Genomic DNA, 18,850 nt, shown 5'->3' on the forward strand with positions numbered 1-18,850 from the left:
AAAATGGTTCCGGAACTTTTACCGTGCCGCCGTGTTCGAATCGTCCATGAGGAACGATCTCCACTGCCGCGCCGCCTTGCGGATGATCAGGGAAGCGATCGAGCAGCACTGTCCACCGGGCGTTCTCCCGAGCGAGGAAGCCGTCAACGGGCTCTACGGACCCTGCGTCATGGACGAGGCTGAAGCGCTCGCCGCCGCCATCGTGGCGACGGTGGACAGGCTGCAGTTGAGCACCACGACCAAGCCGCCAGCGCCGAATATCAAGGTCTGAAACGAAAAAAAGCCGCCGGACCTTTCGGCACGGCGGCTCTGAGCCTCCAGTTTGGGCCTAACTAGGCGGATGCAGCTTTCGCCGCTTCGATCTCTTCGGCCGTGGCCGGGCGTTCGAACACCTCGAAAACCGAAGGCCCGCCATTGTTGTGCGGCAGACCGAAAGACTTCTCGACCATCGTGCCGGGACCGACAGTGCCAGCCTCGACGCCGTTGATCTTGATCGTCGAAACGTAGTTGCCGTTGGTGTTCACCTTGATATTTGTGGTCATGGGTATTTTCCTTTGTGACTGCCCGGAACCGCCGGGCGCGGATTACTTCGACCTGGCGATTTCCCTGGACAGGTCGCCGATCTCGCGTCGAAGCTCTTCGATCTCGCCGGCGCAACTGTTGACGGCCTCGACCATGCGATAGCCGATCTGACGCGCCTTCTCGGCCTCCGAGCGGTGCGCGACGGCTTCCATGGTGTGCGCCTCGATCGCGGCGGTCAGCAGGCGCACGGCGCCACTATCGACAAGGGCAGCGTCTAGCGTGAAGGTCTTGCCGTCGCTTGGCCCGCTCTTCTCACCGCCAGCCGACTTCCAGCCCAAGCGGATGACCAGGGCGCCAAGCATGGAGCCGATCGCCGCACCAACCCACATCACCCATTCGGGAATGCCTGCACTGCCGTCCATCAGCCATTTGTCCGCTTGTCCACCGCGATCCAGTAAAGGCAGTAGAGCGCCAGAAGGGACAGCAGGAAGTTGAGACCCAGACCGGCGCTCAGAATGCCGGTGATGTAATACGACCCCACAAACCCCATACCGAACAGGCCGAACGTGACGGACCCGACCACGCCGCAACAGAGCCGGATTGTCGACGTCGCTTTCTGGCGCGAGCCATTGACGATGAGACCCAGCAGCCAGAGGAGACCTATGCCGGCCAACGTCCAGCCGACGTCGTTCTCACCGAACTTGCGAAAAAAAGCGTAGCCAGGCGCGCTGAACGCCGCGCTGGGATGCAGCAGCGATGCACCCCAGATGAAGAGATAGCCCGCGCAGAACCATTCCGAGACGCGCTCGCGGAAGCGCTCGACGATCCGGCCGGTGATCATCTCCAGCAACCTCGGCGTTGGCCGTTGCGGTCATTCCCGATCACGCGCTCATAGCCTGGCCGGTTCGCCTTGATGAGGGCGATGGTGCCTTCAGGGCTTAAGCTGTTCGCCCGGAACCCCGCGCAACTGCTCGCAGGCGTCGACTGGCATCCCGTTACCGCGAAGGCCAGCAACACACAGATCATAATCGGACATGCCCTGAAGTTTCGCATTGTCGCCTTTCCTTTCCAGTTCGGCTTTAACATCGGCCGCCGCGACTTCGGCGACGCGACGGCTGTAACCCTGAGAATCGCCTTGCCAGTGGCCGATCAGGTAGCCGGCCGGCACGGCGGCGATGAGCGCGCAGAGCGCCACCAGCTTCCAGTTGCGCAGCGCAACGGCAACAAGCTCGATCATCAGCATGATCTCCAGACACCGTCCGTGAGATAGCCGTGCCAATGGCCGATATGGTTGATGGAGGGCGTGAGGGTCGGCTTTTCGCGCGAGCCGTTCCATTGCCATGACGGGCTTTCGGCAGGTTTAAAGCCATTGCCGACCAAAAGCGGCGCAAGGCGACCGCATCCACACGGGCAACAATATGAGAGGTACTGGTTACCGTCCTCATCAGGGAAAGGCGAAACGCTGATGCTGCCGGCAACCTTCGCGGTTCTCTGCTTGTGCCAATCGTCAAAATAGGTGGCCGTAACCGGCTCCGTCTTGACCTCGCTCATCGCCGCGCCCCGGTCTTGAACGCCTCGACGCCCTTGGCCTCGCCATGGCGGGAAATCACCACCAGGGCGCCCGCGATACCGGCGACGCCGGCGAGCCAGACCCAACCGGGAATGTCGCTCGCCATCAAGGTCAGCGGGTCGATGTAGGTCTTGGCGACCGGGATGTTGTCGAGCGCCGGCTTGAGCACGGCGCCGATCGCCGCCGGAATGCCGAAGATGTAGCCGCCGATCTTGGACAGCCAGTTCGCCTTCACCTCAGGCACCTTGTCGCGCACGACGTCGGCCGGCGCATTGGCACGCTCCGGCGCAATGACGCGGGGCTTCGCCTTCTGGAGGGCGAGCAACAGATCATCGTCGATCGCGTCACCCTCGGGCAGGCCGTTGTCGGCCCGGAAGGCGCGCACGGCCGTCGCCGTCATCGTGCCGGCCTTGCCGTCGAACTTGCCGTCGGCGCCGCGCGATCCAACCTCGGTATAGCCGAGGTTCCACAACTGCTCCTGCACCCGCGCGACCGTGGCCTGTTCCGTGGCGACCGGAGCCGCGGGAGCGGCGGCAGGCGCTTCGGGCTGCGGCTGGACCGGCGCGGCGGGGACAGGCGCTGGCGGGGCCGGCTGGGGTGCGGACGGGGCCTTGCCGGACAGGAACTGCTTCTGCTCCGTCTTTCGCCTGCCGATGATCTCGGGCGGCTTCTTCCACATCATGAACGCATCGCCGGCGCCGGCGTAGTCGCCCTTGTTGAGGCGCTTGACCAGGGTCGAGCTTGCAAACGCTCCAGCGCCGATGTTGAAAGCCAGCGACACCAGCGCATCGAACTGGTTCTGGGATAGCGACACCTTCACGGCCTTGTTCACCGCAGCCTCGAACGTGGCCAGGTCGCGTCCAAGGATTTCGTCCGACTGTGCGGCGGTGATCTTCATGCCGGCCGTGACCTTGGGCGGCCCGGCCGCCGAGGTGTGGCCGACCCCGATGGTGAGCACGCCGCCGGTATCGCGGTATGCCGTCAGCTTGTTTCCTTCACGACGAGCGATCGCCGCCCGTCCGGCTGGACTGGTCTGCATGATGTTTTCCTTTCGGGTGATGATTGGCTATGGTCGGCGCTAGGGAGCGGGCCGATGATTTTCACAATCGAAACGATGCGTGATGGCGTGGCACTGACGCTCACCGACGTTCAGGCGGAAAGCTTCGATGAAGCTGCGGCGACGCTCGGGCCTGTCACCGACGGTCTGGGGCGTGAGCCGAAGTCAGGCGAGTGGATACGGGTTACGCAGTTCGTCAGTGGACGGACGAACTGGTTTAGGCTTGGTTGATCGGTCTTCGAGGGTTGACGCGATTCAGCGCGAAGGGCTACTTGGCCGAGAACAACCCATCAGAAGCTGAAAGTGCAGACATGCTAATAGAGCGACAGACGAAAGATTTCGTTTCAAGGGACCTCGCTGGCATCCAAGGATGGCTGCACGACGACAATGTCTTTGTTACTGCCGCTATCATGCACACCATGGCAAAACACGGCATCGCAGGGCCAAACTTCGAAATCGGCGTCTATCATGGCAAGTACCTGTCAGCCATGCACCACTGCGCAAAGGTGTACGGTGGCCAGCAATCGCCGAAGTCCTACGGCATGGATGTGTTCTGGTTCTCGAAGGAGGACGAGGCCCAAGATACCTTCAAGAAGCTTTTCGGGTCGACCGACGAGATTAAGATTGAGGTTCGCAACTCGCAGGAATCCCGTACGGACGACATCCTTGCGCTTTGCGGCTCCAAGCCAGCTTTCATTTCCATCGACGGCGACCATAGCTCCTGGCCCGTCTTGCACGATCACGCGATCTGCGCCGATGCCCTGCTCAGGGGCGGCGTGGTCTCCTCGGACGATTTCTGCAATTGGGCGATGATCGGTCTAATGGATGGCATCGCCAGGTTCTTTCTCACGCACAACCGGCATAGGCTGGTCCCATTCGCGTTCTGCCTCAACAAGCTCTACTCCTGCCATCACGAGTGGCACGAGCGGTACAGGCAGGGCATGATCGAGTTCTGCGAACAGAATTCGGATATCCCTTGTGCAAGCAGATATCTGAAGCTTGCCGAGACCGGGTATCACAACGCGAACCAGGTTCTGTTCGATGCACCCTGCATGATACTTTAGAACGGCCGGACAACCCTGGACCGCACACCGTTGATCGCCACCGAGGCCGCTCCCGCAACGCAGGCGGCCTGGAGCTTGATCGTACAGGTTCCCGAGGCGGTGATCTTCGCGCGCACGCTCCCTGATTTGGTGAAAGCCAAGCCCCCCAAGGCATAAAGACTATCGGCGGCAAATGTCTGACCGCCATAGAATTGGACAGCGGACGTGCCTGCCGATTTGCTTAACGTGAACGAGACCGGGGCGGCGGTCGCATCCTTCGTCGCCGTGACCGTATAGTCGATGACTATTTCGTCGTTCTTCCAGACGGTCCCAAGATCGAGTGTCACAAGGTCAGTTTGGGCGGTGGTGATGCTGTTCGTGGCAGCATTGGTCGCAGTCACCTCTAAGGGCACGTCTCGCTGTCCATTGTTCGCACCGGTCCCAAGGTCTTGATATTCAATAGGCGTAGGACCAAAGCCCGGCAGGTCTCGCCACGTGCCACGGTCATACACCACGTCCGCGGTCGCGTTGGCCAACTGCACCCCGTACGTCACGCCGGAAAACTGCGGGCGACGAATGGAACCGCCAAGACAGCCGTCCATATAGATGCCGTTAAGTTGCTGGTTGTCGATGCCATTCGTAAGGTTGACCAAGCCGGGCGCATCGATGTCGACACGCGGGCAGTTGATGAGGTTGATTGCCGTGGATACGAAGCCGACGGGAGCGACTGACCATTTATAGAGAAGCGGTTTGGTCAGCCGAACGTCGAAGTACTCTTTGATGTGGATGCCCTCATAGAAGAAATTGCCGTGGCAGTTGTCGAAGACAATCCACGGATAGGCGATGCCGCCGGTGCCGGGGGGATTGTTGGCCTCCGCATACCAGCAATAGTTGACCAGCACGGAAACGCAGTGGTCGAAGATCAACCCTTCCCAATGTCCGTCGATGCTCCAGCCTTTGTCTGCCGAGTAGACGTGGCAGTCACGGAAAACCGGGTCGGTGGGAGACGCGCGCTGGTAGGGATCGGTCGCGTGATAGTCGGACAAAAGCTCCCACCCCTTGTCCATGTACGTGTTGTTGGCCTGAAGAAGCCCGTCGCCGCGCCCGGCAACGACAACGTTGGTGATTTGCGGCCTGATGACGTTTTTCAACGTCACGCCCCGCGCAAACCCCTTGGTTAGGCGGCCATTGATGTCCACTGCCCTGCCTCGGATTTCCATGTTCTCCATCAGCAGGCGGAACGGAAGCCGATTGAACTCGCCATCGAAAACACCAAAGGCGACATTCAGTCCGCGCGATACGGTCGCCTGGTCGGTCAGGATGGAGAAGTCGCGAAGGCTCACGGGGTTGGTGTAGTCAGTGTTCGTGATCGAAAGCACGTAAGCTCCAGCGGCGACACCCGTGTCCAACAACCCCGAAATATACTGGCCGGTGCCCCTGATGCTGACTGATTTATTGTTCAGCGTCATCGCGCTGCCAATGGCGTAAACCCTAGAGAGAAGGACCGGGAAGCCAAAAGCTAGGGACCCGAGAACTGCAGCACGGTCGTTTGCAACCGCATTACCAACCGCGCCGAACCACTCGGGCAACAATTCACCCTCATGCTGGCGAACCCATGCGCCAGCATTTGCTGCAATCGCATCCGCCTTGAGCCAAACGCCTTCTTGCGTGTCCAGAGCGATTAGCGCGGAGAAATCGCCCGCGCGCCAAACAAACATTCCCTCTCGGCCATTTTCCGTGAGATGAACAGTAGCATCCTTCGTTGTATCGAGTGCCTTGAGCGCCGTGCGCGTCGCGACATAGGAGGCTGTTGCAAGCAGATTGCGCACTTCGGGGAAAGGCTTCGGATCGTAGGCCGAATTCGCCGGATTTCGCACCAGTAGGGTGCTGGCCACAGGCGACGGCAGATTGATTGCCGCTGCCGAAGCCGCAGCAGCCGCTGCCGAAGTCGCAGCTGCGGACGCGGCGGCTTCGGCAGCGGCCTGAATGGCCGCGCTCGCCTGGTCCGATAAGAGCCGGAAGGTCGTGCCCGACTTGTAGCCCGCAACGACCATGCCCGCTGTCAGGCCGCCGGCGACGACGTTGTTGCCTGAATTGGTCTTGATGGTCAGCGCGGCAGCGCCGTTGAAGGCCACCGTCACGGGCGAGCCGACATTGGCTTCGAAGACGCTGAAGGCGATGAGTGCCCCAGCATCGGCCGCCGGCAGGGGAATGCTCGACGTGGCAATGATCGCGTTCGGCGTGCCGGCGCCGGCGTCGACGGCGGCGATGAAGCTGTAGGGCAGATCGGCGACGCGGGTCCAGGACCCTACGCCCGTGCCAAGCAGTTTGCGATAGACGCCATTGTTGGCGACGGTGGCGTCACCAAGAACCCATGCCATGGAGTTGGCCGGATGAGCAAGATCGGCGTCGAGATGGGCCTTGGTGTCGTAGATCAGCCCACCGCTCGACAGGAAAGCGGTGATGATCCCTTCGACCCAGGTTCCCCATGCCCGCAGTTGCGCCTTGACCGGCTGTTGCGGATTGGAGGACGGGCCATCCGCCATGATCGTATTCATCAGTTCGGGCATGCGAAAGCTCCAGGGCTGGAGACCCCGCCGAGGCGGCAGGGCGAATGAGGGTGCGAAACGAAGGGTCCTGTCAGGTGACGTTGACCGCGCCGGTGGCGACGCTGCTGGTGCTTTCGACTGCCGAGCCGTTTGCCGCGCGCAGCCAATAGTAATAGGTGCCGGCGGTAAGCCCGGTGTTGGTCCAGGCGTCGGCCGACGACGGCGCGCCGTACTCAGTGCGCACGACGGTCGCTGTGCCTTCATTGTTGACGGTGTTGCGCCGGATGTTGGTGGCGACATAGTTGGCCGAGTTCGGCGTGTTCCAGGTCAGCGCCACCTGACCGACGCCGCCGGTCGCGACCACGCCCGAGACGGCTGCCGGCGGCGTCGTGTCGACCGTCGAGACCAGCGTGACGCTGCCGGTCCATGGACCATAGGAATTGTTCGAGCCGATGAAGGCGGCCTGGATATCGATCGATGTGTTGGCCGGAACCGGATTGGTGTTGGCAACGATCAACCCGCCCGAAGGCGTGGCGTCGGGGAATTTCTGCTCGACCCAGGCCCCTGGCGTGCCGCCGCCGACATCGGTGATGCGGTAGCGGATCGATGGAGTGACGTCATCGCGGTTCGGATCGACAAGCACCACCCTGACATAGACGGTGCCGCCACCTGAAACGGCCGTCGCAGTGTCGATCGAGGGCGTCGGAATGCCGTCCGAAACCGGCTTTGGCGGCACGGGAGGCGCGGCACCCTCATCATCGGCCGGGTTCCATGCATCGATATCGTCGGGCATCTTGACGAAGGTCATCTGGAACCCGCCCCGAGACACCGAGAGCACCGAACGCCTGTTGTTGATCAGCGCACCGTCCAGCGATGGAAGCCGGCGCGGCGTGTCCAGCCGCACCCACGGCGCGTAAATCGCGTTGATGCCTGTGAAGCGCACGTCGAGCGTGCCGCGTTTCTTGGCGCGTGCCCGGGCGAATTCCCGTTTGCCAAGCCGGCGTGCCTGGCGCCATTGCTGCACCCAGATGTAGCTGCCGTCCTGCGGCAAGACCCGGCCGGCATCGATCTGTGCCGCGGTATCCTCGAAATAGTCGGTATCCGTCGTCGTGTAGTCGGTCGCCGGATAGGTGAATTTCGGGATGAACTGGTTAACCTCCTCTTCCGGCAAAACGTCGTGCTGCACGGTGTGGCCGACGATGTCGGCATCGGTCAGGGTGGCGACATACTTCTCCCGGAATTTGCCGGCGACGACGAGGAGGGCGCCATCGCCGCGCTCGCACATCCAGCCGTCACAGGTGGCGAGGATGGCATTGGTGCCGCTTTTCGGATCATGGTCGGTGGTGTCGAAGCCGCCGCATTCGTAGCGCTTCTCCGTGCCGCCGGCCGCCCGCGGCACATCCTCGTCGCAGACATCGGCCTCTTCCTGCCACATGTCGAGAACAGGCAGGATCGCCTTGCGGAAATCGCGCTTGGTGCCGAACGGGTTGAAGCACTCGTGCCAGGCAAGATTGAGGATCGAGTTCTTCGAGAATGCCCAGGTCGAGGGGTCTTCGGGATCTTGTGCCGGATTGCGAAAATCCCAGACCAGGGCAAGCTGCGCGACAACGGACAGGGCGGGCTTCCCATAAGGGAAGAACTTTTGGAAATATTCGACATTCGGGCTCATGCATCGCATGCCGACCGAGGCCTGCCCGTCTCCCCGATGATTGCTGGTCCAGATGCCCTGACCCGAGAGAGGCGTGACGAATTCAGCGATCGCCGTCTCCGGCGTCAGGCCGAGCCGGCTGTAGATCATCACCCATTCGCGGGCGTCGTCGCCGTAGCGTTTTCCGTCCGGGCTGACGACGCGATTGCCGCTGAGCGTGACCTTGTCGTCATTGAGGTAGTAGCCGGTGTAGGCATTGATGCGGTGGCCGACGATCGCCTGGACGGAATACATCTTGTTGTCGAGCGCTTCCCACAACATCAGGGCGCCGGCCAGCCGGGCTTCGCCGACGCCCCAGAACCTATAGGGAATGGGCTGCGTCAGCGGTGCGCGGCCATCCTCGGGCTTGGGCGGCTTCGGAGTCAGCAGATATTGCACACCGGCGACGATCGCCGTGGTGACGATCGCCGAGGCGATGGCGGCATAAGAGATGGTCGCGCCGAAGAGCGAGAAGCCGCCGGTACCGAGAATGGCGGTGAAGATCGGCGTGAAGATCGGATCACGATGAACCGGCCAGCGGTATTCGCCGGTCCAGCCTTCGGCCATGATCTCCTGGGTCGACGCTGTTTCGAATGCGCCGATGGCGGGACTGTAAGTGCCCTTGCGCGATGCCGTTGCCAGCGCCTGGCGCAGCGCATCGTCGAAAGGGTTCACGCTATGCGCCATGCCACGCCGGTCCATTCCAGGGATTTGACCATGGCGCCGCGCGCCGACATCACGGCCCAGAGCGGGCCGAAGCGGATGGCCGGGATTTCCTTGACCACCGCTCCGGCTGCGTCGAAGCCCGCCATCGCAAGCACGATACCGATATCGCCGTCGCGCGGTTCATCGGTGCCGGCAAAGCCAAGCGCGCGGAGCTTCTTGTCGACAAGCCGCTCCACGCCGCCCGCTGCCCGCAGGACCATCGCCGCGCCTTCGGCGTCGAAATATGTCCCGCGCAGGTCGGCGCCCGGGTCCTTGCCTGTCGCCTCGACAACCCAGTCGGCCGCGAACAGGGTGCAATCGGTGAACCCCCACCGCCAGCGATGCGGCAGCCGGATGTATTCTTGCAGGGTCATGTGCTAAGGTTTCTCGCCTCAAGACGGGAGAGGGGAAATGACATCGAAAGCAGACGAGTTTCCGCAGGCGTATCCGTCGGGACGATTGCCGAAAACCCTATGGTCGAGGTGGCAACAATCGGTTCGTGAAGATATTGAGGTCGGCGCTGATGATGACTTGGCAATCAAGGCCTTCAGATGCCTTCACCTCCACAAACCATTCCGTACTCACGCAAGCACGTTGTTACTTACGAAGGTCGAGTATTCTCCGGGAACTTTGACCGTCGAAGGCATCGACTACGATGAAGCTACGGCGATGTACGATTGGTCAACAGATCAGTAGTTCGGCCATGCCGGCGCGACGCCGCGGGCGAGCCGCGCCGTGCCGTCGCAGAATTTGTCGGTCGGATACATCGCCTTCTGGTGTGGCCCGGACCACAGGACCAGCGAAGCGCGCGACCTGGTGTTGTTGCCCGATACGGTGGCCAGCGTCACTGTTGTCGTCGGGTTTTCCGTGCCCGATACCGCAGGGCTCGATTCCGTCGGATGCGACGCCGTGCCGGTCCACAGCGCGATGATCGGGCTGGTCGGCTGGTAATAATCGTCCAGCGTCGTGAAGCCGATTTTCAGGTCCTTGCCGCGCACGTCGGGCATCGTGTCGAGCACGCTTGCAGCAGTGTCGGGGTCGATGCCGGAAATGCCGAATTCGACGCTGGAGCTCTGCCCGTTGACCAACACCTCGAGCGTTGGAATGTTCAGCAGCCGGCCGCCGCCGAGATAGACCGTGCCGTCCTCATCGAGACTGTCGAATCCGGCCGGGATGTCGTTGACGCCGGCCCAGATGTGCAAACCGGGATCGGTGTCGAGCCGGAAGAAGATGCCGAGCGTGTGACTGGACCCCATTCGGTCAAGCACGTCCTGCGGCACGTAGTCGAGGCTGTAGGAGCCGATCAGGTCTTCCCAGGCCATGACTTCAGAAGCCCTCGACGAACTGCAGGGTTGGAGACGACCGCCAGAAACCTTCCGCTTCCCAGGCCAGCGAGAAACTGGCCGGAAACTTCATCACGCAACGCGGCCGGGCGAACTCGATGCGGGTCCCGGTCGGGACGGCCTCACGCAAGGGCTTGTCGAGCGAGAGCACATATTGCGATCCGGTGACGACGACACCCTCCACGGTCTCCGTCACCGGGACGGGGTCGGAGCTTTCCCAGTAGCGATAGGCACGCCAGCCCTTGGTCGGATGATAGATCGAAAACCAGTCCGACCAGCGCAGATTGCGCTCGGCGCCGTAGATGTTCAGCGTGATCTGTCCGGCATTGAGTGCTGCATTGGCGCCCATCGTGCCGAACACAGTGCCCTGGCTGTAGCCGGCGCCATCGGAAAACAGCGACGTGTCCGAATGCGGAATGCCGCCGACAATCGGCTGCGGGATATTTCTCGCATCGACAGGGAAGGGGCCCATCCAGTCGGATTTGATCGGGACGTTCATGAACCGCACCGAGCTGTTCATGCGCGCCGCGATCCAGTTGATGTATTCGTGCTCTTCGCGCGCCTGCACGAAGCAGCCTTCATACGAACCGATCAGGACGCCGCCGCCGCTGGTTTCGATCGTGACCGATTCCCCAAGGCCATTGCGGCCACCCTCAAGCCCGCCGCCCTTGGTGTCGAAGGAGAGCCTGGCCGGTTTCAGAAAGTCGATGTCGAGCGTGGGGAGTTTGATGTAGCCCATAACCTAGGCCTTCTGCGAGGTGTAGCGGCGTTGCGTCTCGCCAAAGCCGCCGCTGACCTGCCCCTCGTGATATTCGGCGATAGCCTCCTGCGCGCCCTGCTTGGACAGCGTGCGGATATGATCGTCGCCGGAACCGCCGTAGATGTGGGTATGCAGTTCGATCTTGGCCGGCGACGGCGCCGGCCGGTTGGCATTGGCCGCCATCCGCATCGAAACGTCATGCGGGATGACGCGTGAGCCGCGGGGAAGATCGACGATTTCGCCACCCTGTTCATTGATGCGGGCCAGCCCACCGGGCGCGAAATCCGTGCCGCCGGCAAAGCCAAACAGCTTCGGAATGAAACCGAGCAGCGTACCGAGGAATCCGCTACCGGAAGAGCCGGAGGCGGCGCCGCCGCCGGAATAGCCCAGAATGTCGGAGAGCGTGGTGTTCGCCTGGAAATTCTGCGGCTTGAGGCCGTCCAGGATGGACGCAAGGCCACCCTTGCCGTCGACACCGCCGGTTAGGGTCTTGCCAAGGTTGCCGATGCTGTCGGTCAGGTTCTTGCCGGCATCCATCGCCGACGTGGACATCTTGTCCAGCGCCTCGCTCGCCTTGGTAGCAGAGGAGCCGATTGCCACCGGGGAAGCCCCTGACAGGCCTTCCCAGTTGCCAACGCCGGCGGCCTTCGCCCCATACCATGCGCCCCAGCCGCTTTTGGCGGCATGATTGAGTGCAAAATCGATACCAGGGCCGACGTTGGCCGGATTGCTGGGGTCGAGTCCGGTCTGCGCCATGAACTGATTGCCGAGACCTGTCGGAAAACCGGTTCCGGCTCCGCCCTTGAGCAATTGGAATGGGCCAAAAGACGGCTCGCGAAACCCGTTCTTGACATAGTTGCTTTGCCATATCCCGGGGCCAAGGCCTTCCGACTTGGCGACCTTCAGGGCGATGTCCGGATCGATGTTTCGAAGAAGCGACGCCTGCCTGATATAGGCTGCGACGTCGCTGGTGGGGGAGGCCGAAAGCGACGTTACCGCAGCCAATGGTGCGCGCGTGACGGCGCCGGGCGCATAGTTGTCGTTTGCACCGATACCGAGCATGCTGGCAAAGCCGTCCGCCGTGCCGAACGCCGCAGTGCCCGTCACGCCGGGACGCTGGCCGGTGATCGCAGAGGCCAACCAGCTTGCGATGCTGTCGAAGATCTTGCCGAGCTGATCGTCCATCGACTTGGTCAAAGCGTTGAGGATCGACGTGCCCAGCGCCTTGCCGACGTCGCCGCCATTGCGCAGCAATTCCGTCTTGAAGTCGGTCAGGAAGCCGTTCGCCAGGTCCCTGGCGTCGGTGAATTTCGCCATGTCGCGCATCTGTTGCGCGGCCGGCGAATTGAGATCGACGGCCAGTCCGGCGCCCTGCTGCCGGGAGGCGATTTGCTGGTCCTGGGCCGACCGGAACATCTGGTCGCGCTCAAACGCCAGATCCTTGTCGAGCCTTGCCCGCGACAAGGCCTCAGCGGCCTCGCCATAAGCCTTGGCCTGTTTCTCGATGATCGCGACCTGGTCAGGCCCGAGTTCGATGTTTTGTGCGAGCGCGGCATTCAGCGCCTGTTGCTTGAAGGTGAAGGCCTCCAATGCCGCACCCGTCAGGCCGAGCGCGGTTGCCTGGTTCTGCAAGTCGGCAATCTGGCGCGACGACGATTTGCCGAAATCATTCATGAAATCCTGATCGGCCGGGTTGTCGTCCACGCCACGGAAATGCGGGATGGGGATGTTGCCGCCGGCGAAGGTAGGGCCGCCGACGCCACCGGCATCGTTGAATACCTTCTTGACCGCCTCGCGCAGCCGCTCGGCGCCCAATTCGGTCAATTGCAAATTGGCCTGCAATTCCTTGATCTGGTCGAACAGCGGGTTGTTGTCGAGCACGTCCTGCGTCTTCTGCAGGCCGGTGACATCGTCGGGCAGGCGGACGAAGGGAATGCCGCCATTGATGCGGGGGTCGGCGTAGCCCTGCCGCTCGAGGTCGCTGCGCGTGAAGACCTGCTGGTTGACGCTCTTGCGCAGTTCGAGGCCGGCGATCGCAAGCTCGGATTCCTGCAGCTTGATGGAAGCTTCCTGACGCTTCAGTTCCAATTCGAGCAACTGTTTCTTGGCGTCGAATTCACGCTGCGTGCTGGCGACGATCGAAGCGGATGCGGCCGACTGCGCGTCAGCGGTGGTGGTAATGGCCTTCTGATACTCGCTCTGGATCGAGACAAGGTCCTTGATCTTGCCGTCGATGGCATCAACGGAGCCAGCCTGCGCAGCCAGCGCACGGGTCGCCGCATCGACGCCAAGCGACGCCTCGGCGGAAAACGAGCCGATGAGCCTGTAGGCCCCGTAGATGGCGGCAAGCGCGGCTATCCACGGACCGGCGGCGCGAGCGACACTGCCAAGGATGCCGACGCTATCCTTCAGCAGCGCATTGAGGCCGCCTTGACCCGCGTACATCTGGGCGATCTGCGGACCTTGCTGCGCGGCGATCATCGCCAGCGGCGTGCCGGCGGCGAGGCCCTGGCCGATGTCGAAAGCCTGGTAGCCAAGATTGGTACGGCGGAAGGAATCGTTTCCGCCGGCGCCTGGGGCACCAACATTGCTGTTTGCCGGCGCGATCTGCTTTTGCGCGGTCAGCTTGGCATTCGCGGCAGAGACAGCCGCGGCAAGCTCGGTCTGGCCACGCGCCATGAACAACGACGCATCGCCGGCAAGCTGGAATTTCCGGTAGATGCCGTCGAGGATCGGCCCCGCCTGCTCCATCTTGATCTTGCCGCTGTCGATGCCGCGCGAAAGCGAGTTCAGCGCCGAGTTCATGCGCTGTGCGGAGGCATAGCCGTCGACGAACTGCCGCGACAGGCGCGCCAGCACGTCGCCGGACTGGACGATCTTGGCATCCGTCTGCGCCGCGGTGGCGGCAACCTCGCGGTTTGACGCCGCCATGGCCTTGTCGGCCGCGACCTTCTGCTGGGCGCCGGCGGCATATTTGCTGGCGTCCAGCTCGGGCGCGACCCGCAGGGAGGATAGTTGCTGGACCATGAAATTCCCGCAAACCTATTGATGAGACGGATCGGATGGTTGTTGCGCGGCGGCCCTGTCGCGTTCCGCGACATGCGACAGCCATGCGTTGTCGAGGATCTTGAAAAAGGCCCGGAACAGTTTGAAGTCGTCGCCCGATATGCCGTGATCCTCGGCATAGGCCCGGATCACCATGTAGGGTAGCGGACCCTCGCCACCCATGGCGCCATAGAAGCGGTCAAACCGGAGCGCTTCCCACGCCTGCCAATAGAGCCGGTGCCATGGCTCCGGTTCGAATTCTATGCGACCGGCTGGATAAGCCGCCTTGATGACCCAGTCTTCGGCGTCCTCTTCGGCCGCCAGTTCTTCAAGCCAGTCCTGCCGTTCGGCGTCTAGGCCTTCTCGCCAGATCCTGTCGCGGAAGGCCTGGAGGAGTTTTTTCCCGCGTCCTCGACGAACTCGACATCGGTGAGCGAAACCATGGCGGCACAGTTCTGCACCGCTGCAATGAAGTTGCGGCCTTCCGGCTCGCACATCATCCCACGGGCGACCTCCTCGCTGTACGGCTCGTCGAAGCCGCGCCAGTCGTGCAGGATATGCTTGTGCAGCAGCTTGCCGATTTCGACCGTACGGACATGCGGCAGCACCGGAACACCCTTGTAGGCGCGCGCCAGACGCTGTTCCGTCATTGCCAGTGCGGTCTGGTAGGCAGGCAAATGCAGCGACGAAACATTGAACTCGACGCCGGGGAAATCCGGCGACGGAATCCAGTCGCCCTTTTCTTCGCGCGAAAGATCGGCTTTCACCGATGAAAGCTTGATGGTCATAGGGAATTATCCTTTCGGGAGGATTGTGGCCGGAGCGCCCGAACGCTCCGGCCGTTCTGCGCAGAAACCAGTCTTGTAAGACTGATCAGTCCTGCTTTTCGGGAGCAGGTTCGCAAGCCGGAGCGGCCCTGCCGTCATCGCGCGCCTTTTGCGCGAATTCAGCCGGCACCGGCGAGGACGTTATGCCGGCTCGAAACGCAACGGCGGTCTCATTTCCGGTGCCCCATGGATCGGCGCGGAAATCTGTGAGGGGGAGGATTGCTACCGGGCCGCCATCGGCGGTCTGGACGGGTTTCGAGGGCTTGCGCATCAGGGTGCATCCGTCTTGGTGATGGTGATGGTTGCTGCTGAGCTGGCGTCATAGAAGCCCTGGAAAGGCACTTCGATGACGACAGGCTGGCCGTTGCCCGGAGCGGCTGGGCCGCCGTCGAGAAACTTCAACTTCGGCAGGGCGAAGGCCAGCGTATTGCCCGACTTGTCCTGCAAGGTGAAGCCGATCGCGACGTCCTCATGGTTGAGGATGGCGGTGTAGGCCGCCAGGCTTTCGAACAGCACCGTCATGGTGCCGCTGACCTCGAACCGGCCAAGGCCGTGGCCGTAGGGTGCATAGGCGCCGACGACGTCGACCTGGTAGATGTTGTTGGTGATGCGAAGGCTCATCGCCTGCACCTTCGGCGACGACACCAGGGCCGCCGAGGTGATCGACAGGGCGGCGACGTTCAGACCGGCGTTGAAATCCTCTGTCGTCGTTGGCGCGGCATAGGTGGCGCCGGCGATGATGGCCGTGGTTGGCGTCGGGCTGTCGATGCCCATGATGCCCCACGACGCCTGCACCGGCGCGCGCGAGCGCAGGTTGAGGTCGAGCGTGTTCCAGCGGCAGCCGGCGTAACGGATGTAGGTGTCGGTCGCGCCCTGCTCATAGGTGAATTCCAGCGCGCCGGTCTTGTGGGTGATGCCGTTCTTCAGCACGCCGGTGGCGAAGGTCGAGCACAGCAGCCGCTCCAGCCAGGTGTTGTAGGTGTTGTAGGAGAACCGGGTTTCGATCGTGCCGGTGACGGCACGGCCGACATCGGTGATGCCGGGCACGTTGCGATCGGAACGGACTTCGTCGGAGATGTCCGTCTGCTTGTTGATCCGGACGCTGGCCGTCCGATAGCGCATGACCTGAAACCCCGGCGTCGCGGGGATGGTGCCGGGCGTCGTTTCCGACACGTCGGCCAAACGGACTTGACTGCCGTCAGCGAACGACATGGTGCTTCTCCTCTTGTTTCAGAAAGCCGGTCGAGCCGGGGTTAGGTCGTCGGGGTCGACGTGATGTCGCGGCGGGTCCAGAAGATGGTTCCCGCGGTCGAGTAATAGTTCGGAAAGTCCTGGCCGGGGGCGCCGGCACCGATCGACATTTCCGGCATGAACATGTTGCCGATCGGCTTCTCGCGAAAGAGGTAGAGAAGCTGATTGGCATGAACGCGGCCGTCACGGCTGCCGCTACCGCTGGGCGTCATGACGTGAAGATAGGCAACGCCGCGTTCTTCCCACGCGTTTGCGCCCGGCGCGCCCATCGTGTCCTGATTGTAGGAATCGCCGTAGATTTCGACATAGACCCACGCCGGCGTATTGGCGTCGATCAGGTCCTGCACGAATTCATTTTCATAGCGGACCGGCAACGCGTCATCGCCGGCGGCATAATCGTCGAGCACACCCTTGAACGCGTCGAAGGCTTCGGGGCTGGACATCAGTTCACCGGGTTGATGATGATGGAGGGATAACTCAACACGGCCGATTTGCGGCTGATGCGGTCATTGCTGCCGCGACCCTTCAGTCGATAGGGCATGCCGGAATGGATGCCGGCCGGCACGTCGAGAAACTTCGACGTGAAGGTGAAGGCACCGCGAAACCGGCTGGCCATCGCCCGCGCTGTGCCGGCGAACAGGTAGCGTTCCGCAACGCCAAGCATGCCGACTTCGGCCTTGCGGACATAGGGCTGGAAATTGGTGATGATGATCTCGGCGTCGGGCCGGATCCTGGTGAAGTCGGTCACGACGGTACGCCCGCCGACGACGACGATGAAGGAGGAGGCGAAGCGGCCGGACTTGCGCGGCGACCTCTTCTGCAGTTCCGCCAACGCCGCCTTGATGACCAGGTCCCAGTTGGTGAATTCGTAGACGATCGCGCCAGGCGCCCGGTAGCTTTCCTCGGCGGCACCGGCGACGCCATTGACAATGCGCGTGTAGTTCGGCGTCGCAAGGCCCTCGGCGATGACGCGCGCGACCTCGAGCTTCGCGAATGCCGCGACCTGCCGGTTGATCTCCTCCGGTTCGAGGCCAGCGGTGGCAACGCGCAGGTCGCGCTCGAAGAACTCGAACCCGGTCGCCATCAGCCTGCCACCGTGAGGTTGACGCGCACCACGACGCCGTCGACGGCGATTGGGTCGGCGAACTTGATCTGCCGGACCTTGCCCTTGACGACAAGGGAGTCGTTCTCGCGCGGAATGCGCGGATCGACGGCGCCCGGGGTGACGGTGTGCCCGGCCGGCCAGCCGTCGGCCAGGATCTGCGTCATCGAGATCACCGCCCTCGAATAGGCCTGCGTCGCCGTGCCGACGATCTCCGCCGCCCGAAGACCGCGCACCGAGGCGCGCACGGTGACATCCTTGTCGGCCAAGGGCGAGCCTTCCTTGCGGCGCAAGATGCAGTTCTCGCCGCGGCGCGCTAGAGACGCGTCTAGGCGTGCGATCATGCCATCCGGAGTATCGGACGTGATCGCCATCAAATGCGCGGGACCCATAGACCCGAAAGAAGGTCAGATGATGCGTTGCGCATGATCGCACTGACCTTGTCTGCGTCGAGATAGGTAATGGTTTCGACATCGACTGTTTCGACCGAGCGCAGGCCGAGGGTATCGGACCGTGCTAGGATCAGTTGCTGAACAGCGTCGATGATCGCAGCCTTGGCGTTTTCAGGGATGTCGCCTGTGCCGCCCGAATAGGGATCGCTTTCGTTGTAACCCGCATCATAGGTTATCTTGATGGGAAACCGCCGAGACGCCAGTGCCGGACGGACCCATGATGAGGCAAGGTACAGTCGACCCCCATCGAGCAACCAATCATCGTCGGGCACCTGGTGTTCGTCGCCTGAAGCGTCTATATAAAGGATGCTTTCAATGTCGATGACAGGTCCAAAGAGAGCGGTTTCGACGTCGCTCCAGCACCTAACGACCGTCTCAAGGGTTTGAGGTCCGAGGCATATACCCAGCCATCCGCTGGGTCCGTCAATGAGACGTTGCGCAGCAACGATCATCGCGGCAACTGCGGCATCGTCGGGCCCATGCCCCCCCGGCACGTCGGCCGGGGAGACAAGCGGATCCGGAGGGACCATCACGCGAGTGGACATATCAGCTCACGATGAACCGGAACGTACCGGACTTCACATTGCCACCCTGAGCAATAGCGATCTTGATTCGAGAGACGATCCCTATCCGCTCGCCGACCGCCGTACCACCAGACGCATACAACTTCGCCACACCACCCTGGTCATGCGTAGGAGCGCGCGGCCTGACGATTTCCGACGCGTTGATGTTGGTGTCTGTCCACAGGCTTTCGCCGGTTTCCTCGTCCGTGATCGTGAAGTCGACGCCATCGGCGAAGTCGACCTTCTCATATTGGATCGATTCCAGCAGACCTCGAGCTCGGCCGGAAGACGGAGCGTAAGCTGTGGCGGAGCCGTCGGCAGCAGTAGTGACAGTCACCTCGTAAAGGCGCATTGGAGTTCTCCATTTCTCTTGG

At 62.3% G+C, this 18,850-nt stretch carries 24 protein-coding genes; 4 read left to right on the plus strand and 20 right to left on the minus strand.

Features of this window, described 5'->3' with window-relative positions; all coding sequences use genetic code 11:
* The first annotated feature begins 46 nt into the window (after positions 1-46).
* The gene (locus tag FJ967_RS00910) at positions 47-271 is read left to right on the plus strand and encodes a hypothetical protein (RefSeq protein ID WP_140729842.1); all 225 of its coding nucleotides are present in this window, start codon (positions 47-49) and stop codon (positions 269-271) included.
* 61 nt (positions 272-332) lie between these two features.
* Here FJ967_RS00910 and FJ967_RS00915 read toward each other — a convergent pair whose 3' ends face one another.
* From FJ967_RS00915 to FJ967_RS00940, 6 genes are all read right to left on the minus strand, one after another.
* Positions 333-542, minus strand: coding sequence for a hypothetical protein (locus FJ967_RS00915; protein ID WP_140729843.1), 210 nt, complete (start codon positions 540-542; stop codon positions 333-335).
* A 42-nt stretch (positions 543-584) separates the two neighbouring features.
* The gene (locus tag FJ967_RS00920) at positions 585-944 is read right to left on the minus strand and encodes a hypothetical protein (protein ID WP_140729844.1); all 360 of its coding nucleotides are present in this window, start codon (positions 942-944) and stop codon (positions 585-587) included.
* Positions 944-1,363 carry a hypothetical protein gene (locus tag FJ967_RS00925; RefSeq protein WP_140729845.1) on the minus strand — a complete coding sequence of 140 codons (420 nt, stop codon included), beginning with the start codon at positions 1,361-1,363 and terminating at the stop codon, positions 944-946. The genes FJ967_RS00920 and FJ967_RS00925 overlap by 1 nt, the downstream gene beginning before the upstream one ends.
* Positions 1,364-1,453: 90 nt before the next feature.
* Positions 1,454-1,759 carry a hypothetical protein gene (locus FJ967_RS00930; protein WP_140729846.1) on the minus strand — a complete coding sequence of 102 codons (306 nt, stop codon included), beginning with the start codon at positions 1,757-1,759 and terminating at the stop codon, positions 1,454-1,456.
* Entirely contained in the window at positions 1,759-2,073 is a 315-nt protein-coding gene (locus tag FJ967_RS00935) for a DUF6527 family protein (protein ID WP_140729847.1), read from the minus strand. Before FJ967_RS00935 ends, FJ967_RS00930 begins: the two co-directional genes overlap by 1 nt.
* Positions 2,070-3,131: a glycoside hydrolase family protein gene (locus tag FJ967_RS00940; protein WP_140729848.1), complete on the minus strand. Its 1,062-nt coding sequence runs from the start codon at positions 3,129-3,131 to the stop codon at positions 2,070-2,072. Before FJ967_RS00940 ends, FJ967_RS00935 begins: the two co-directional genes overlap by 4 nt.
* Before the next feature lie 54 nt (positions 3,132-3,185).
* Here FJ967_RS00940 and FJ967_RS00945 point away from each other — a divergent pair, with 54 nt between their 5' ends.
* The gene (locus tag FJ967_RS00945; protein ID WP_140729849.1) at positions 3,186-3,380 is read left to right on the plus strand and encodes a hypothetical protein; all 195 of its coding nucleotides are present in this window, start codon (positions 3,186-3,188) and stop codon (positions 3,378-3,380) included.
* Positions 3,381-3,421: 41 nt separating this feature from the next.
* On the plus strand, positions 3,422-4,213 hold the full coding sequence (locus tag FJ967_RS00950; RefSeq protein WP_140729850.1) for a class I SAM-dependent methyltransferase: 792 nt from the start codon (positions 3,422-3,424) through the stop codon (positions 4,211-4,213).
* On the opposite strand, the gene FJ967_RS00955 is transcribed toward FJ967_RS00950, so the two are convergent.
* The 3 genes from FJ967_RS00955 to FJ967_RS00965 form a co-directional block, all read right to left on the minus strand.
* Complete coding sequence (locus FJ967_RS00955; protein WP_140729851.1) at positions 4,210-6,762, minus strand: hypothetical protein; 2,553 nt, start codon at positions 6,760-6,762, stop codon at positions 4,210-4,212. The genes FJ967_RS00950 and FJ967_RS00955 overlap by 4 nt on opposite strands.
* A 70-nt stretch (positions 6,763-6,832) precedes the next feature.
* Positions 6,833-9,103 carry a hypothetical protein gene (locus tag FJ967_RS00960; protein ID WP_246675135.1) on the minus strand — a complete coding sequence of 757 codons (2,271 nt, stop codon included), beginning with the start codon at positions 9,101-9,103 and terminating at the stop codon, positions 6,833-6,835.
* A complete protein-coding gene (locus FJ967_RS00965) occupies positions 9,100-9,507 on the minus strand; it encodes a hypothetical protein (RefSeq protein ID WP_140729853.1) in 408 nt (135 codons plus the stop codon). Before FJ967_RS00965 ends, FJ967_RS00960 begins: the two co-directional genes overlap by 4 nt.
* Positions 9,508-9,544: 37 nt before the next feature.
* On the opposite strand from FJ967_RS00965, the gene FJ967_RS00970 reads away from it, so the two are divergent.
* Positions 9,545-9,829 carry a hypothetical protein gene (locus tag FJ967_RS00970; RefSeq protein WP_140729854.1) on the plus strand — a complete coding sequence of 95 codons (285 nt, stop codon included), beginning with the start codon at positions 9,545-9,547 and terminating at the stop codon, positions 9,827-9,829.
* On the opposite strand, the gene FJ967_RS00975 is transcribed toward FJ967_RS00970, so the two are convergent.
* The 11 genes from FJ967_RS00975 to FJ967_RS01025 all read right to left on the minus strand — a co-directional run bounded on the left by FJ967_RS00975 (position 9,823) and on the right by FJ967_RS01025 (position 18,828).
* The gene (locus tag FJ967_RS00975; protein WP_140729855.1) at positions 9,823-10,455 is read right to left on the minus strand and encodes a hypothetical protein; all 633 of its coding nucleotides are present in this window, start codon (positions 10,453-10,455) and stop codon (positions 9,823-9,825) included. The two genes, FJ967_RS00970 and FJ967_RS00975, sit on opposite strands and share 7 nt — an antisense overlap.
* Before the next feature lie 4 nt (positions 10,456-10,459).
* Complete coding sequence (locus tag FJ967_RS00980; protein ID WP_140729856.1) at positions 10,460-11,215, minus strand: hypothetical protein; 756 nt, start codon at positions 11,213-11,215, stop codon at positions 10,460-10,462.
* A gap of 3 nt (positions 11,216-11,218) precedes the next feature.
* Positions 11,219-14,263, minus strand: coding sequence for a hypothetical protein (locus tag FJ967_RS00985; protein WP_140729857.1), 3,045 nt, complete (start codon positions 14,261-14,263; stop codon positions 11,219-11,221).
* Between the two features lie 15 nt (positions 14,264-14,278).
* Positions 14,279-14,464: a hypothetical protein gene (locus FJ967_RS00990; protein ID WP_140729858.1), complete on the minus strand. Its 186-nt coding sequence runs from the start codon at positions 14,462-14,464 to the stop codon at positions 14,279-14,281.
* A 170-nt stretch (positions 14,465-14,634) separates the two neighbouring features.
* Positions 14,635-15,069: a hypothetical protein gene (locus FJ967_RS00995; RefSeq protein ID WP_140729859.1), complete on the minus strand. Its 435-nt coding sequence runs from the start codon at positions 15,067-15,069 to the stop codon at positions 14,635-14,637.
* Between the two features lie 309 nt (positions 15,070-15,378).
* A complete protein-coding gene (locus FJ967_RS01000) occupies positions 15,379-16,320 on the minus strand; it encodes a phage tail tube protein (protein ID WP_140729860.1) in 942 nt (313 codons plus the stop codon).
* Between the two features lie 41 nt (positions 16,321-16,361).
* Positions 16,362-16,802, minus strand: coding sequence for a hypothetical protein (locus tag FJ967_RS01005; RefSeq protein WP_140729861.1), 441 nt, complete (start codon positions 16,800-16,802; stop codon positions 16,362-16,364).
* Positions 16,802-17,443, minus strand: a complete 642-nt coding sequence (locus FJ967_RS01010) for a hypothetical protein (protein WP_140729862.1) — start codon at positions 17,441-17,443, stop codon at positions 16,802-16,804. The genes FJ967_RS01005 and FJ967_RS01010 overlap by 1 nt, the downstream gene beginning before the upstream one ends.
* The gene (locus FJ967_RS01015; protein ID WP_140729863.1) at positions 17,443-17,805 is read right to left on the minus strand and encodes a hypothetical protein; all 363 of its coding nucleotides are present in this window, start codon (positions 17,803-17,805) and stop codon (positions 17,443-17,445) included. The genes FJ967_RS01010 and FJ967_RS01015 overlap by 1 nt, the downstream gene beginning before the upstream one ends.
* A 29-nt stretch (positions 17,806-17,834) precedes the next feature.
* A complete protein-coding gene (locus FJ967_RS01020; RefSeq protein ID WP_140729864.1) occupies positions 17,835-18,458 on the minus strand; it encodes a hypothetical protein in 624 nt (207 codons plus the stop codon).
* A 1-nt stretch (position 18,459) separates the two neighbouring features.
* A complete protein-coding gene (locus FJ967_RS01025; RefSeq protein ID WP_140729865.1) occupies positions 18,460-18,828 on the minus strand; it encodes a hypothetical protein in 369 nt (122 codons plus the stop codon).
* Positions 18,829-18,850: the final 22 nt, after the last annotated feature.

Source organism: Mesorhizobium sp. B2-3-4 (assembly GCF_006442315.1).
Taxonomy (GTDB): domain Bacteria; phylum Pseudomonadota; class Alphaproteobacteria; order Rhizobiales; family Rhizobiaceae; genus Mesorhizobium.